The organism is Agrobacterium sp. CGMCC 11546, assembly GCF_013365515.1.
In the GTDB taxonomy this organism is placed as follows: domain Bacteria; phylum Pseudomonadota; class Alphaproteobacteria; order Rhizobiales; family Rhizobiaceae; genus Agrobacterium; species Agrobacterium fabrum.
Genome location: NZ_CP047388.1, coordinates 1826053 through 1840536 on the forward strand (window position 1 = coordinate 1826053; position 14484 = coordinate 1840536).

Annotated in this window: 14 protein-coding genes; 13 read left to right on the forward strand and 1 reads right to left on the reverse strand. The window is 59.4% G+C overall.

Annotated elements, in window-relative coordinates; translation table 11 throughout:
• The first annotated feature begins 177 nt into the window (after positions 1 to 177).
• The 3 genes from GSF67_RS22905 (at position 178) to GSF67_RS22915 (ending at position 3867) form a co-directional block, all read left to right on the forward strand.
• Positions 178 to 1962: a PAS domain-containing methyl-accepting chemotaxis protein gene (locus tag GSF67_RS22905; protein ID WP_035214995.1), complete on the forward strand. Its 1785-nt coding sequence runs from the start codon at positions 178 to 180 to the stop codon at positions 1960 to 1962.
• Positions 1963 to 2391: 429 nt separating this feature from the next.
• A complete protein-coding gene (locus tag GSF67_RS22910; protein WP_006311921.1) occupies positions 2392 to 3285 on the forward strand; it encodes a transglycosylase SLT domain-containing protein in 894 nt (297 codons plus the stop codon).
• Between the two features lie 168 nt (positions 3286 to 3453).
• Positions 3454 to 3867, forward strand: coding sequence for a hypothetical protein (locus tag GSF67_RS22915; protein ID WP_006311922.1), 414 nt, complete (start codon positions 3454 to 3456; stop codon positions 3865 to 3867).
• Positions 3868 to 3903: 36 nt separating this feature from the next.
• Here the strand turns inward: GSF67_RS22915 and GSF67_RS22920 are convergent, their stop codons facing one another.
• A complete protein-coding gene (locus tag GSF67_RS22920; protein WP_006311923.1) occupies positions 3904 to 4806 on the reverse strand; it encodes a hypothetical protein in 903 nt (300 codons plus the stop codon).
• Positions 4807 to 4997: 191 nt separating this feature from the next.
• Here GSF67_RS22920 and GSF67_RS22925 point away from each other — a divergent pair, with 191 nt between their 5' ends.
• From GSF67_RS22925 to GSF67_RS22970, 10 genes are all read left to right on the forward strand, one after another.
• On the forward strand, positions 4998 to 5978 hold the full coding sequence (locus GSF67_RS22925) for a 3'-5' exonuclease (protein WP_006311924.1): 981 nt from the start codon (positions 4998 to 5000) through the stop codon (positions 5976 to 5978).
• Between the two features lie 226 nt (positions 5979 to 6204).
• Positions 6205 to 7290 carry an ABC transporter ATP-binding protein gene (locus GSF67_RS22930; protein WP_006311925.1) on the forward strand — a complete coding sequence of 362 codons (1086 nt, stop codon included), beginning with the start codon at positions 6205 to 6207 and terminating at the stop codon, positions 7288 to 7290.
• A gap of 30 nt (positions 7291 to 7320) precedes the next feature.
• Positions 7321 to 8610 (forward strand): PotD/PotF family extracellular solute-binding protein, encoded by a 1290-nt coding sequence (locus tag GSF67_RS22935; RefSeq protein WP_006311926.1) that lies wholly within the window; start codon positions 7321 to 7323, stop codon positions 8608 to 8610.
• A 237-nt stretch (positions 8611 to 8847) separates the two neighbouring features.
• On the forward strand, positions 8848 to 9759 hold the full coding sequence (locus GSF67_RS22940; RefSeq protein ID WP_006311927.1) for an ABC transporter permease: 912 nt from the start codon (positions 8848 to 8850) through the stop codon (positions 9757 to 9759).
• Between the two features lie 3 nt (positions 9760 to 9762).
• Positions 9763 to 10581: an ABC transporter permease gene (locus GSF67_RS22945; RefSeq protein WP_006311929.1), complete on the forward strand. Its 819-nt coding sequence runs from the start codon at positions 9763 to 9765 to the stop codon at positions 10579 to 10581.
• A gap of 11 nt (positions 10582 to 10592) precedes the next feature.
• Positions 10593 to 11336, forward strand: coding sequence for an aspartate/glutamate racemase family protein (locus GSF67_RS22950; RefSeq protein WP_006311930.1), 744 nt, complete (start codon positions 10593 to 10595; stop codon positions 11334 to 11336).
• A 150-nt stretch (positions 11337 to 11486) separates the two neighbouring features.
• On the forward strand, positions 11487 to 12029 hold the full coding sequence (locus tag GSF67_RS22955) for an RNA polymerase sigma factor (RefSeq protein ID WP_006311931.1): 543 nt from the start codon (positions 11487 to 11489) through the stop codon (positions 12027 to 12029).
• Positions 12026 to 12466, forward strand: coding sequence for a hypothetical protein (locus GSF67_RS22960; RefSeq protein WP_035214971.1), 441 nt, complete (start codon positions 12026 to 12028; stop codon positions 12464 to 12466). The genes GSF67_RS22955 and GSF67_RS22960 overlap by 4 nt, the downstream gene beginning before the upstream one ends.
• Positions 12463 to 12912, forward strand: a complete 450-nt coding sequence (locus tag GSF67_RS22965) for a periplasmic heavy metal sensor (RefSeq protein ID WP_006311933.1) — start codon at positions 12463 to 12465, stop codon at positions 12910 to 12912. Before GSF67_RS22960 ends, GSF67_RS22965 begins: the two co-directional genes overlap by 4 nt.
• Before the next feature lie 76 nt (positions 12913 to 12988).
• The gene (locus GSF67_RS22970; RefSeq protein ID WP_035214973.1) at positions 12989 to 14482 is read left to right on the forward strand and encodes a DUF1800 family protein; all 1494 of its coding nucleotides are present in this window, start codon (positions 12989 to 12991) and stop codon (positions 14480 to 14482) included.
• Positions 14483 to 14484: the final 2 nt, after the last annotated feature.

Below are 14484 nucleotides of genomic sequence, written 5' to 3' on the forward strand. Positions count from 1 at the left end.
CCATTCCTCATCAGGCATAAAATGCGACCGTGCGAAAAACGTTCCGAAAATTCCGGGCCTCGCCGTCTCAATCCTGATGACGAAAGTCAATATTATCCTTAAATATTATTTAAGAATGCAATCATAATATTCATGAATAATTTTCGATATGAACTTTATTTCATCGGAGGACTGCGCGTGACTATTCTTGATCGTGGTGCCAATGCTGTCGCGGTTCTCGCCGCACTTTCCAAATCTCAGGCCATCATAGAATTTGACCTCTCCGGAAAGATTCTGACCGCCAATGAAAGTTTCTGTCGGGCGCTCGGTTATGAGCTTGCCGAAATCGTCGGCCGGCATCACAGCCTGTTCGTCGAGCCCTCCGTCGTGTCGTCACCGGAATACAAGGCCTTCTGGTCCAAGCTTGCATCCGGCCAGTTCGATCAGCGGCAATATAAGCGCATCGGCAAGGGAGGCCGCGAAGTGTGGATCGAGGCCTCCTATAATCCGGTGTTCCGCCGCGGCAGGCCGGTGAAAGTGGTCAAGATCGCCACCGATATCACCGAACGCAAACTGAGGGCGGCGGAAGATGCGGGCAAGATCGATGCCCTGTCGCGGGCGCAGGCCATCATCGAATTTTCCCCCGAGGGCGAGGTTCTGACCGCCAACGACAATTTTCTTGCGGCGCTGGGATATTCGCTCAGCGAAGTCCAGGGCCGGCATCATTCGATGTTCTGCGAACCCGCCTATACGCAATCGCCGGAATATAAGCAGTTCTGGCAGAAGCTTGCCGGCGGCGATCTCGTTGCGGATGAGTTCATGCGGCTCGGCAAGGGCGGCCGCAAGGTCTTCATCCAGGCCTCTTATAATCCGATCTTCGATATGAACGGCAAGGTGTTCAAGGTCGTCAAATTCGCCACTGACGTGACCGGTCGCGTCGAGAATGTCGAGAAACTGGCGCAATGCCTCAACGATCTCGCCGAAGGCGATCTTGCACAGAACATCGACAAGCCTTTCATTCCTTCTCTTGAAAGACTGCGCACGGATTTCAACGCGGCTTCGGAAAAGCTGAAGAGGGCCATGACGCTGGTCTCCGAAAATGCCGGTGCGATTTCCTCGGGTTCGAACGAGATACGCTCCGCTGCCGATGATCTGGCCAAACGCACCGAACAGCAGGCCGCCTCGATCGAGGAAACGGCCGCCGCCCTCGAGGAGATCACCACGGCGGTCAATGATTCCAGCCGCCGGGCGGACGAGGCGGGCAAGATCGTCGCCCGCGCTCGCGATCATGCGGAACATTCCGGCCAGGTGGTGCGCGATGCGATCAGCGCCATGGATCAGATCGAAAAATCGTCCCGCGAGATTTCCAACATCATTGGCGTGATCGACGAAATCGCCTTCCAGACCAATCTTCTGGCGCTGAATGCGGGTGTCGAAGCGGCGCGTGCGGGGGAGGCGGGCAAGGGTTTTGCCGTCGTGGCACAGGAGGTTCGCGAACTAGCCCAGCGTTCGGCAACCGCGGCGAAGGAAATCAAGAGCCTGATTAATGCCTCGGGCGCGCAGGTGGAAAATGGCGTCGGCCTTGTCACCAGGGCTGGTTCGGCCCTGCAGGAAATCGCCGAGCAGGTGCGTGACATCAACACCAATGTCGTTGCGATCGTTGAGGCTGCCCGCGAACAGTCCACGGCGCTTGCCGAGATCAACCAGGCGGTCAACACGGTCGATCAGGGCACCCAGCAGAATGCGGCGATGGTCGAAGAGCAGACTGCCGCAAGCCATAGCCTTGCAAAGGAAGCGGCGGCGCTGTTCGAGCTTCTCGGACAATTCCGGTTCGAGGATGCGCCGAGATCGACTTCGTCCTCTCGCAACCGCTTCGAGCAGCAGACCGCGCCTGTAAGCGCGCGCCATAGCGCATCTCGCCCGCCTGCGGCACGCGGTTCGGCCGCTGTTGCTGTCAAGCATGAAGAGTGGCAGGACTTTTAAGGCAGGCTAAGTCGCCCTGAAGTCGGTACTGAGTGCGCACATGCTCTCGATGTCATCCTCGCACTGAAGCATAGCGGTGGATGTGGGATGACAGATCGTACCAAACTCTCCAACGTCATCCTCGGGCTTGTCCCGAGGATCTGCAACCGATTGATTTTATTCGACGTGATTAGATCCTCGGTACAGGGCCGAGGATGACGCCGAGGGGATGTTTACTCTTCCCAACCGGCTTCAGGCCTCTATCAAAAAACCGGACAGCAATGGGCAGGCCCGAGGATGAAGTTGGCATGATTGGTTTGGTCTTTCTCGGTGTTCGATATCTGATGACAAGCCCGAAAGCGGGGCATATCTTCCCCATTGACGGATAATCGGCACGTCACGGTTGGAGTTTTCGAGGATACTCGCTTGGCAGGAATATCAACAAGCCGCATGGCTCTTGCCTTCTGTTTGCTTTTCTCAGCCTCCGTCACGGCGAAAGCCGAAGAGCCCGCCCGGAAAAACACCGCCTGCGCCTATTCCCATGATGTCGCACCGGAACTGTGCATCAACGCCGGCAGTTACAATAATGATCTTTGCCGCGCTATCGAGGTTCTCGCCGCCCGCCACGCCGTTCCGCCTGACTATTTCGCCCGGTTGATCTGGCGGGAAAGCCTGTTCCGAGCCAGTGCGGTCAGCCCGAAAGGGGCGGAGGGCATTGCCCAGTTCATGCCCGGCACCGCACGGCTGCGTGGTCTCGAAGACAGTTTCAACATCATTGCCGCCCTTGAGGCCTCGTCGCGTTACCTCTCGGAACTGAACGTGCAGTTCGGCAATTTCGGTCTTGCCGCCGCAGCCTATAATGCGGGTGAGGCGGGCCTGCGGAATTTCATCGCCACCGGCCGCCTGCCGACGGAGACCCGCGACTATGTGTTTGCGATCACCGGATATCCCGTGGAGAACTGGAAGGACAATCCGCCAGAAAAGGCGGCACCGGCGCTGGATGACAACCGATCCTTCCTCGATGCCTGCGTGCGTCTGGCCGATACCCGCACCATGAACGATCCCGTCCTCATTGCCTCGGCCGACTGGGCGCCCTGGGGCGTGCAGCTTGCCGCGCATTATAGTCCTGGTGTGGCGAACCGGCTTTTCACCCGGGCGATATTGCAGCTTTCACAACCGCTGAATGCCGAACGAGCCCTGATCGTGCGGCAGCGGGGCGGGAACTTCGGCTCGCGGCCGCGTTATGCCGCCCGCATCGGCCGTGAAACCCGCACCGAAGCCAACATGCTTTGTGGCGAGATCAGGCGGGCGGGAGTTCCCTGCACCGTGTTCCGCAACCGTTAGTAGCGGCGAGCGCCGGACCGGTATGTCTTCGCTCTGCGGGCACGTCGATCATAACAAGTTGATCGGCTTTGCGGCTGTCCCATCTTTCGGGGCGGCATGATTGTGCATAGATTTGCCGCTAATACTGGCCAACGGGGTCCGGCCGCAGGTGTGGGGAATGATCTGGAAATGAAATGGTTTGAAACCGGATGTCTTGTGGCCGTTCTGGTCGTCGTTGCGGCGTGCACAAGCACCGGGGAGACGGAGATGTCCCGCACCGTTGCGGGCTTCGTGGGGCAACCGCGCGATGCCGCGATCGCAAGGCTCGGCCGCCCTAACAAGGTCATCATCGAAGACGGCGAAACCGAATCCTACTGGCTGAAGGTCGATGTGGAGACCTATGCCGGGCTCAGCAACTGGCGCGAAATCAGGACCGTGGACGGGCAGGCTCGCATTTCGGAAACCGAGGGCATGAAGATCAAGGAACATCGTCGCGATTGCATCATCAAGATCACCGCGAATGCCGCCTCCACCATCAAGACGAGCGAGATCATCGGCAATCCCGCCAATTGCGCGGATCTTTTCAATCGACCGGCTTCGTGAGGCAGTCCGTCGCGACCGCCCCAGTTGCCAGATGTCTCAAAGCTCCATCTTGATGGTCAGCATATATTCGGTGCCCTTCGCCCGGTCGCGCGTGCGCGATACTTCAAGTGTGACCTTGTCCAGCTTGTGCCCGAGGCTTTCCTTGATCGTTCCGCCCGGCGTATCCTCGCGTCGGAACGAGGTGTTGCCGTAACCGACGCCCAATTTGCGAGTGATGGCGTTTTCCGTATAGGTTCTTCCGAACATCGCCGAAGCCTGGCCGCTGCGCACCGTCGTCTCGAAACCGCGGGAATCGATATCCCGATAGGCCGAGGCGGCAATCGAATTGTCCGAACTGCTATAGCTGCCGCCCGCACTTATTTTGGCGAGGCGATGGCCGTCGTGCTCGAGAGAGATATTGCCGTCGGCCGAAGGTCCGTAACGACCGCCGCTCATGCTGTCCTTATAGGTGAAGCGGAAGCGGCCGCTGCGCGCATCGACCTGATAATTATAGGAGGCGTCGCCGCTGCGGATCTGAATGCCCGGCGCCGGTTCGCTGCCGAGGATCGGTGAGACCTTGTCCGCAAACTGGAACAGCGGTTTCGTAACCTGATCGAACTCCGACTTCGACAATTCCAGCGGTTTGCCATCCGGGTCGAACTTTCCGACCGCCAGGCATGGGCGCTGGTTAATGATGCTTTTCAGGGCAAAGACCGTGCAATTGTCGCTGGTCGTGCCGGCAATGGCGGCATGCACGGAGTTGCGCAGGGTGTAGCTGCCGCAGCAGGAGAAGGCTTCATTGTCCACGTTCGCATCTCGCGTATACCCCGTGAAGACAATGCCGCTCGCCCCGTTGCTGAGACCTACATTGGCGAAATGCGGGCCACTTTGCAGCGGAAACAGCTTCAATTGGCTCTGGTCGGCAAGCGTTTTCGGGTTGGAAGGTGATGGAAGCGGCATTCTTCTTCTCTCCTGAAACACGGGAACGGTGCGCTTTTTTTACCATCGTAAATTGAAGTCGCAACCCTCAACTGTACCCTATGAAATATCCCGTTCCTGTGGATGAGGCTGGACGCTGTTGTTACTGTGAGCCTCTGCGCATATGTTGGAGTACTCAATCTTGATTTCCGGGCACGACGGACACGCGCATAATGACCTCCCAGATGGATTTTTTTGCCCCCGCGGCCGCGCGGCTTCCTCAGGCTGAAAGGGGACGAAAGTCGGGTGGTCGCGAAGCGGTGCCAAAGGCCGGCACGGATGATGAAGCACTTGCCGCGCATCTTGAAGCCACCGGCAATTATCGTGTCCTGCGAAGGCTGCAGCCGCGTCCGATCGTCGATCGCCCGAGACCGGAATTCCCGCGCCAGGGCGTGATCCTCGATACGGAAACGACGGGCCTTGATTATCGCACCGACGAGATCATCGAAATCGGCGTCATCACCTTCACCTTTGATGACCAGGGTGCGATCGGCGATGTCACCGGCATCTATGGCGGGTTGCGGCAGCCGGGCGTTGCCATTCCCGAAGACATCACCCGCCTGACGGGGATTACCGACGAGATGGTGGCCGGACAGTCGATCGACATGGTGCGCCTGACTTCGCTCATTGCCGATGCCGATCTCATCATCGCCCATAATGCCGGCTTTGATCGCCCTTTTTGCGAGGCCTTCTCGCCGATCTTCCGTGACAAGGCCTGGGCCTGCTCGGTTTCGGAAATAGACTGGCGCGTGCGTGGTTTCGAGGGCAACAAGCTCGGTTATCTGATCGGGCAATCAGGTTATTTCCACGACGGCCATCGCGCGGTGGATGATTGTTTCGCCCTGCTGGAGGTGCTGGAACAGAGGCGCTCCGGTCAGGATATCACGCCTTTTGCAGAGCTCTACGAAGCAAGCGGGCGTTCGCGCGTGCGGATTTACGCGGAAAACAGCCCTTTCGATATGAAGGATCACCTGAAGAAGCGGGGTTATCGCTGGTCCGATGGTTCCGATGGCCGGCCGAAATCCTGGTGGGTGGAACTGCCGGGAGAGAAGCTCGAAGAGGAACTGCATTTCCTGCGCACCGAAATCTATCGCTGGGATGCCGATCCGACCGTCAAACATCTCACCGCCTTCGACCGCTTCAGGGCGGGATAGGCAAGCCGGTTTGCCGGCGCTGCCGCGACAGGTGTTTGCCAGCGGAGACTATCTACAATCTGGCGCCGGATTGAATACAATTTTGCCAATCAATCGAAAACAATCGCTGCAAATTTAAGCAGTCGGTTGGATGGCGATGCGGTTGTGTTAAAAACTCCGTTTTATATCAACGGCTAAGCCGATTGGCACGCCTCCTGCATGACAAAGATGTCGCAGGAGAGTGTTTATGAGCAAAGCCGCCGCAATCGACATCGCGTCCGTATCCAAGATTTACGGCACCACCACCGCCGTGCATGCGATCAGCCTCAAGATACCGGCTGGAAGTTATTGCTGCCTGCTTGGTCCTTCGGGCTGCGGCAAGACCTCGACGCTTCGAATGATTGCCGGCCACGAGAGCATTTCCAGCGGCGATATCAGGCTCGGCAATGTGGTGGTCACCGATCTGCCGCCGGCACGGCGCGGCACGGCGATGATGTTCCAGTCCTATGCGCTGTTTCCGCATCTTGATCTCGTCGACAATGTCGCCTTCAGCCTCAAGATGAAGGGTGCGGATAAGGAGACCCGGCGGGCCAAGGCGCTCGAGATGTTGCAGCTGATGCAGCTCGAGCCCTATGCCAGCCGCCGTCCGGCCCAGCTTTCCGGCGGCCAGCAGCAACGTGTGGCACTGGCCCGGGCGCTGATTACCGATCCGGAGGCGCTGTTGCTGGATGAGCCGCTGTCGGCGCTCGATCCGTTTCTCAAGATCCGCATGCGCGCCGAGCTGAAAAAGCTGCAGACCTCGCTCGGCATCACCTTCGTGCACGTCACCCACAGCCAGGAAGAGGCGATGGCGCTTGCCGATATCGTCGTCGTCATGAATGACGGCCGCATCGAACAGGCAGCCACACCGCGCGAGGTATTCGAGCGCCCGGCCACCGCTTTCGTTGCCCGTTTCATGGGGGATCATAACGTCATCTCCGGCCGCTACCGCGAAAAATCGGGTGATCTCGTGACGCTCGAAGTGGCGGGCGGTGGCACATTTGTCGCCAGTGGCATGGCCCCGGATGACGGCGCGGTCGACATCGCCGTGCGTACCGACCGGGTCCGCGTCGGCGAGGCCGAGCAGCCGGGCCTCGGTTTCACCGGCATCGTCTCGAACGTCGAATATCGCGGTGCGAGCGTGAAGATCGCGGTGACGGGCGCGGGTATCGAGGATTTCAACGTCATCCTCAGCGATGCCGCCTTTTTCGAAAATCCGGTCAGGACCGGAGACGCCATACCGCTTTCATGGAATGCGGCCGATGCCATCGTGCTCGGCCGGGTAGAGAAGTGACCCCAAAAATAACCAGAGGAGAACTTTGAAATGACCGATATCACCAACAGCAAGAAGGGCCTGTCCCGCCGCGGCCTTCTGAAGGCAGGCGCGGCTGCGACAGGTGCGGCGATCGGCTCCGGCCTCATCACCGGCTTCCCGACCATCTGGGCGCAGAACCCCATCACCATCCGCCAGTTCGGCACCGGCGTCTCCAACCTCAATGCCATTGCCGAAAAGTGCAAGGCCGATCTCGGCATCACGCTCGAAATGACGGCGACGGATTCGGATGCGGCCGCCCAGCGCGCCGTCACCCAGCCGAACTCCTACGATATCGCCGATATCGAATACTGGATCCTGAAAAAGGTCTATCCCGCCGGCGTCATCCAGCCGATGGAAATCAAGAAGCTCAAATATTACGACAAGATCGTGCCGCTGTTCAAAAACGGCAAGCTGACGCCTGATAGCGTCGTGGCGCAGGGCACCGCTCCGCACACGGTCGGTTTCGTCGAAAAGCCCGGCGACAAGAAGTTTGCAAAGAGCGAGACCGAATATTTCACCATGGTTCCGACCATCTACAATGCCGATACGCTCGGCATCCGTCCTGATCTCGTCGGCCGCGATATCACCAGCTGGGCCGATATCATGGACCCGAAGTTCAAGGGCAAAACCTCGATCCTCAACATTCCTTCCATCGGCATCATGGATGCCGCGATGATCATGGAAGCCATGGGCAACATCAAATATGCCGACAAGGGCAACATGACGAAGGAGGAGATCGACAAGACCATCGATTTCCTCATCAAGGCCAAGAAGGACGGCCAGTTCCGTGCCTTCTGGAAGAGCTTCGATGAAAGCGTCAACCTCATGGCCTCGGGTGAAGTCATCATCCAGTCCATGTGGTCGCCCGCTGTTGCAGCCGTCCGTTCCAAGGGCATCGCCTGCAAATACCAGCCGCTGAAGGAAGGCTATCGCTCCTGGGGCGGTGGTCTTGGCCTTGCCAAGCACCTCTCCGGTGCGAAGCTCGACGCGGCCTATGAATATATCAACTGGTACACCTCCGGCTGGGTTGGCGCCTATCTCAACCGTCAGGGTTATTATTCCGCCGCCATGGATACGGCGAAAGAACACATGTCCGCCGATGAGTGGGGTTACTGGGTCGAAGGCAAGCCCGCGCAGGGCGATATCATCGCGCCCGATGGCAAGGTCATGGAAAAGGCGGGTGCGGTGCGCGACGGCGGTTCGTTCCAGGAGCGCATGGGCAAGGTCGCCTGCTGGAACTCCGTCATGGACGAAGACCGCTACATGGTCCGCCGCTGGAACGAGTTCATCGCTGCTTAGTACTCCGAGACAGACGAGATCGGTGGCGTTGGCCGCCGATCTCGATAGTAACAGAGCCTCTAAACTCTCCGTCATCCTCGGGCTTGACCCGAGGATCTAACGAACCACCACATCAAACGTGGTTGGATCCTCGGGACAAGCCCGAGGATGACGTCGCGTTTGAAGAGAGCTTTGCCTGACACACTACCCGGTGCGAAAGCCGCCGGTACTTCTGCAAACCCAGCGAAAGGCTCCCCCATGGTGACGGTTAGGCTCATCGGCGTCAGTGAAAAAAAGGAGAAGCTGTCCCGCAGCTTCGCCCTGCCGCAGAAGCTTGTGTCCTATATTCAGGCCACGCCGCTTTTCCTGATCCTCGGCTTTTTCCTGGCCCTGCCGATCCTCATGATCGCCGTTGTCAGCTTTTGGGACTACGACTTCGCCCAGATGTATCCCGATTTCGTCACCTTCAACTACCTGGAGACGCTCGGTTCCTGGGTGACCTGGCAGACCTATCTCAACACGCTGAAATACGCGGCCATCGTCTGGGCGATCACGCTGTTCTGCGGTTTCTGGGTTGCCTATTTCCTCGCCTTCCACATTCGCACCACCACCATGCAGATGGTGCTGTTCCTCGTCTGCACCGTGCCGTTCCTGACCTCGAACATCATCCGCATGATTTCCTGGATCCCCGTTCTCGGGCGAAACGGTCTCGTCAACAGCGCATTGGTCGGCTCCGGCATCCTTCCCGAGCCGGTTGAGTGGCTGCTTTATTCCGATTTCGCCGTGGTGCTGGCCATGGTGCATCTTTATACGCTGTTCATGGTCACGCCGATCTTCAACACGCTGATGCGCATCGACAAATCGCTGATAGAGGCGGCGCGTGACGCCGGCGCGACGGGATGGCAGACACTCAGCAATGTCATTATTCCGCTTGCCAAACCCGGCATGGCCATCGGCAGCATCTTCGTCGTGACGCTGGTCATGGCGGATTTCTCCACCGTTCAGGTCATGTCCGGTGGCCAGAGCGCGTCGGTGGCGCTGATGATGAAGAACCAGATGTCGCTACTGCAATATCCGGCGGCGGCCGCGAACGCCGTCATCCTGCTCATCCTCGTTCTGCTGATGGTGGCGGGCATCCTGCGCATCGTCGATATCCGCAAGGAGCTTTGATCCATGCATCAGGAAAAACGCGGCCGCGAATTCTACATTCTCGCCTTCTTTTTCGTCCTCTTCGTGCTGTTTCTCTATGGCCCGCTATCGGCCATCCTCATCCTTGCCTTTCAGGGACCGAATGGCGGGCTGACCTTTCCGCTGAACGGCGTTTCGCTGCACTGGTTCGGCAATCTCTTCGAACAGCAGGCGGTCGGCGATTTCGGCGGCTCGTTCCGCCGCTCTTTCGGCCTTGGACTGATGGTCATGGCCGTCACCGTCCTCGTTTCGCTGCTGGCGGGCCTTGCCTTCAGGCGTAAATTCATCGGCGCGACGCCGCTTTTTTACCTCTCGGTCGCGAGCCTGGTGGTGCCCTCGATTATCATATCGCTTGGTATTGGTGTTCTTTTCCAGCAGCTTGGGCTTGAACCTTCATGGTATACATCAGCTTTCGGCGCGCATCTCACCTGGACGCTTCCTTTCGGTGTGCTCATCATGCTCGCCGTCTTCAACCGCTTCTCGCCTTCATATGAGGAGGCGGCCCGCGATCTCGGCGCGTCCTCCTGGCAGACCTTCGCCCATGTGGTGCTGCCGATGATCGCACCGAGCCTGATCGGTGTCGGCCTGTTCGGTTTCACACTTTCTTATGACGAGTTCGCCCGCACGCTGATGACATCGGGCACCTACAACACGCTGCCGCTGGAAATCTACGGCATGACCACCAATGTCACGACGCCGGTGCTTTATGCGCTGGGTGCCGTCACGACGCTGTTTTCCCTTCTGGTGATTGCGGCCACGCTCGGCCTGATCGTCGCCCTCAACCGCCGCCATTCACGCGGATAAAGAAACGTCCAATGCGCATCCTCGTCGTCAATCCCAATACCACCCAGTCGATGACCGCAACAATCGCCGACGCCGCCATGCGGGTGGTCGGCCGGGATACCGAAATTCTCGCGGTGACCTCCTCCATGGGGCCTGTCTCCATCGAAGGTTATTATGACGAGGTTTTTGCCGTGCCCGGCCTGCTGCTTGAACTTGCCAAGGCTCCGGCGCTTGGCGTTGACGCGGCCGTCATCGCCTGTTTCGACGATACCGGGCTCGATGCGGCGCGCGCATTCTGCGATATTCCCGTCATCGGCCTCTGCGAGGCGGCGGTCTCCGCCACCGCCTTCATCGCGCAGAAATTCACCATCGTCACGACGATGGAGCGTTCCCGGTTGCCGCTCGAACATCTGGTTCATCGATATGGCATGTCCGCCCGCTGCAATGTGCGCGCCGCCGATATTCCCGTGCTGTCGCTCGAAGATTCCGCTTCGAACGCCCGCGAAAGGCTGCGGCAGGAGATTGCGCTGGCGCTGAAGGAAGACCGGGCGGAGGCAATCGTTCTCGGCTGCGCCGGCATGGCGGACCTGACCGCCGAGCTGCGCGCCGAATTCGGCGTGCCGGTCGTTGATGGTGTCGCAGCCGCCGTTAAACAGGCCGAATCCCTTGTTTCCATGGGGCTTTCCACCGCCAAAAGCGGTGCTTATGCCAAGCCGGTCGCCAAGCCCTATCACGGCCTGCTGGAGGCATTTCGGCCGGACCGCATGACGGCGTGAATCCGCCTTCATCGTTGCTGAAAAAATTTCGAAACGCCGCGACGGATTTTCGCGCCTTTCCCCGTTAAAGTCGAAAATTGCGTGTAAAACGTCATTTATCGACATTCCTTGTCCAGCTTTGCAGGACCGCAACGGAGATTCGACCGGAGCATGGTGAGCGACCCCGATGCAAAGCTCGTGGCAGATGTCGCGGCAGGAGATATCAGGGCGATGCGGACACTGGTTGAGGCAAAATTGCCGAGGATCATGGCGCTGGCAACCCGCATGCTGGGAGATCCGGTCGAGGCGGAGGATGTCGCGCAGGAGACCTTTCTGCGGATATGGAAACACGCGGGAACATGGAGGCAGGGCGCTGCGCGGTTTGATACGTGGATACACCGTGTAGCGCTGAACCTGTGTTATGACCGGCTGCGGAAGCGACGTGAAATATCCGTCGCCCAGCCGTCCGACCTTGCCGATGCGCGCACGTCGTCGGAAAACGGCGGCGCTGATATCGACGAGGGCGAGGCTGTCGGGCGGGCGCTCTCCCTTATTCCCGAGCGGCAACGGGAGGCGATCATTCTGGTCTATTATCAGGAAATGTCGAACCGGGAGGCCGCCGACATCATGCATGTCAGCGTCGACGCACTGGAAAGTCTTCTGTCGCGCGGGCGCAGAGCGTTGCAGAAAATCTTGAACGAGGATGAGACATGAGCGGGTCGAGGGAAGACGGCATGGACGGGCAGGCATTTTCCGCCCTCGTTTCGGCATATGGCGCCGATCCAAGACGCTGGCCCGAGGATCGTCGCGCGAAAGCCGAGCTTTATTCCGAAACAGCCGATGGTCAGCGTCTGCTCAGCGACGCGGCGCAGCTGGACCGCGCCTTGGCCGCTTTCCGGCCCAAGGCTGCGCCCTCCGCCGCACTTCAGGGACGCATTCTTGCAGAAGGCACATCCCGGCTTTCGCGCCACCGGCGGTTCGTCCGTTTCGGGATTGGTGCCGGCATGGTCGGCATCAGCCTTGCGGGTGCCCTGACCGGTGCTGTCGCCGTCATCAATCTCACCCCGCCGCCGTCTTTCTCGTTTGGCGACAATCTGACGGCATTCGGAAATTTGCAAAGTGAAAACGAGTTGGCTGAGGACGCGAAATGACCGATCAGAATTTCCGCTGTATTGTCGTCGTGCTGCTCGTCGTCAATACATTCCTCGTCTGCGCCCTTGCCGGTGCCGGTTTCGTTTATCTGCGCAACGATACCACAGCCTCGGCATCACGGATGCCGCTTGCCGGAGAGCAGCTGCCAAAGGCGGAGCGGGAGGCCTTTCGCCAGATGCTCAGCGATGCACGCAAACCGATGCGCGAGACCTCGGCCGAGGCACGGCAGGCGCGTATCGAGGCTGCTTCACTGATGGGCGCCGATACGCTGGACACAAAAGCGCTGTCCGACGCGCTGGAACGCGCCCGCAAGGCGGAATATGCGGTCCGGGCCGCGGTCGAGCTTCAGGCCGTGGAATTTACCCGCACGCTTTCGCTGGATGCAAGACGGCGTCTCGCGGAAGGCCTGCTCTCCCGCGAGGCGCCGAAGCCTGCCACGAAATGATCACAATTCGGCGGCGACGGATTTGCGATATCCACGCCGTTAAAAGGCCGATAACGAAACGGAGTTCGTATCGGCCATGTCAAATACGACGCCTAATTCCAGTCAAGTGGATGCCGCGCTGTGCCTCTGGCGCTTCGGTCTTGGTGCCCGGCAGGGAGACCTGCAGGCAATTGCGGATGATCCACGCGATCTCTTGCGGTCAGAAGTAACCGAACATGCGGTGCCGATCCCGGTTGGCCCGCAATTGCACTCCAGCGCCGATCTCATGGTCTCGCTCATTGCCTTCAACAGGCAGGTGAAAGCCGAACGTGAAAAACCGGCGGTAACCGCCGTCTCTGTTGAGAAGGCGATGACTGAGACGGACAACAGGATGGATAAGGCTGGAATGGCGGCCGCGCCGACCATGCCGCCACCCATGTCAAAAGACAAACCGGCCGACGTGGCCAATAAGAGACCCTATCTTCCCCAACAGATATTGCTGGCGGAGGTCGATGCGCGTTTTAATGGCACCGTCCGCCAGCCTCTGATCGGCTTTGGCGAACGTCTTGCGATGTTCTGGGCAAACCACTTCTCCGTCGCCATCGGTAAGGGTGGCGATGTGCACATGCTCGCCGGCGCCTTCGAGCGCGAAGCGATCCGCCCGCATATATTCGGCAATTTCGAGGACATGCTGGTTGCCGTGGAAACCCATCCAGCCATGCTGTTCTTTCTCGACAACCAGCAATCGATCGGTCCCAACTCACCGGCCAACAAAAACGGCAAGCGCGGCCTGAACGAAAATCTGGCCCGCGAGATCATGGAACTTCACACGTTGGGCGTGGATGGCGGTTACAATCAGGCTGACGTGACGGAGCTTGCGCGCATCATCACCGGCTGGACCGTTTATCGTGACGAGAACAGGCCGGGGCCGGTCGGGCGCTTCAGCTTCAATGCCAACAGCCACGAGCCGGGTGATCACGCGGTGATGGGCATCACCTATGCCGATGCCGGGATGGAGCAGGGGCGGCGGGCGCTGCGCGATCTCGCCCATCACCCATCCACCGCCCGCCACCTTGCCTTCAAACTGGCAAGGCACTTCGTCAGCGACCAGCCGCCTGTGGCGCTGGTGACCAAGATCGCCGCTGCCTACACCAAATCCCACGGCGATCTCGCCGCCACCTATCTTGCCATGCTGGATGCGGAAGAAGCTTGGGATCCCACTCTCAAGAAGTTGCGGCCACCGCTCGATTTCGTCACCGCCGTGCTGCGCAGCAGCGATGTCAAGCCGAAACCTGAACAGATCGTTTCGGTGCTGAAGGCGCTCGGGCAGCCTTTCTGGGACCCCTCCGGACCGAACGGGTTTTCCGACGTGAGCGATAGTTGGGGTTCCTCCGAGGGGCTGGCAACGCGGATCGATGCCGCGAGCCTTTTTGCCCATCAGGTTGGCGGCGGTATCGACCCCCGTGACTTTGTTGCCGATCGGTTCGGTCCGCTTCTGACGCGTGAGACCGCCCAGGCCGTCCAGCGCGCGGAAACCAAGCCGCAGGGCCTGACCATGGCTTTCCTTTCCCCCGAATTTCAGAGGCGCTAACC

Excerpts from the sequence above, each read along its gene's own strand:
- GSF67_RS22910 (WP_006311921.1), top strand. The coding sequence starts at position 2,392 with ATGGCTCTTGCCTTCTGTTTGCTTTTCTCAGCCTCCGTCACGGCGAAA.
- GSF67_RS22915 (WP_006311922.1), top strand. The coding sequence starts at position 3,454 with ATGAAATGGTTTGAAACCGGATGTCTTGTGGCCGTTCTGGTCGTCGTT.
- GSF67_RS22925 (WP_006311924.1), top strand. The coding sequence starts at position 4,998 with ATGACCTCCCAGATGGATTTTTTTGCCCCCGCGGCCGCGCGGCTTCCT.
- GSF67_RS22970 (WP_035214973.1), top strand. The coding sequence starts at position 12,989 with ATGTCAAATACGACGCCTAATTCCAGTCAAGTGGATGCCGCGCTGTGC.
- GSF67_RS22935 (WP_006311926.1), top strand. The coding sequence starts at position 7,321 with ATGACCGATATCACCAACAGCAAGAAGGGCCTGTCCCGCCGCGGCCTT.
- GSF67_RS22930 (WP_006311925.1), top strand. The coding sequence starts at position 6,205 with ATGAGCAAAGCCGCCGCAATCGACATCGCGTCCGTATCCAAGATTTAC.
- GSF67_RS22955 (WP_006311931.1), top strand. The coding sequence starts at position 11,487 with ATGGTGAGCGACCCCGATGCAAAGCTCGTGGCAGATGTCGCGGCAGGA.
- GSF67_RS22965 (WP_006311933.1), top strand. The coding sequence starts at position 12,463 with ATGACCGATCAGAATTTCCGCTGTATTGTCGTCGTGCTGCTCGTCGTC.
- GSF67_RS22920 (WP_006311923.1), bottom strand. The coding sequence starts at position 4,806 with ATGCCGCTTCCATCACCTTCCAACCCGAAAACGCTTGCCGACCAGAGC.
- GSF67_RS22940 (WP_006311927.1), top strand. The coding sequence starts at position 8,848 with ATGGTGACGGTTAGGCTCATCGGCGTCAGTGAAAAAAAGGAGAAGCTG.
- GSF67_RS22945 (WP_006311929.1), top strand. The coding sequence starts at position 9,763 with ATGCATCAGGAAAAACGCGGCCGCGAATTCTACATTCTCGCCTTCTTT.
- GSF67_RS22950 (WP_006311930.1), top strand. The coding sequence starts at position 10,593 with ATGCGCATCCTCGTCGTCAATCCCAATACCACCCAGTCGATGACCGCA.
- GSF67_RS22960 (WP_035214971.1), top strand. The coding sequence starts at position 12,026 with ATGAGCGGGTCGAGGGAAGACGGCATGGACGGGCAGGCATTTTCCGCC.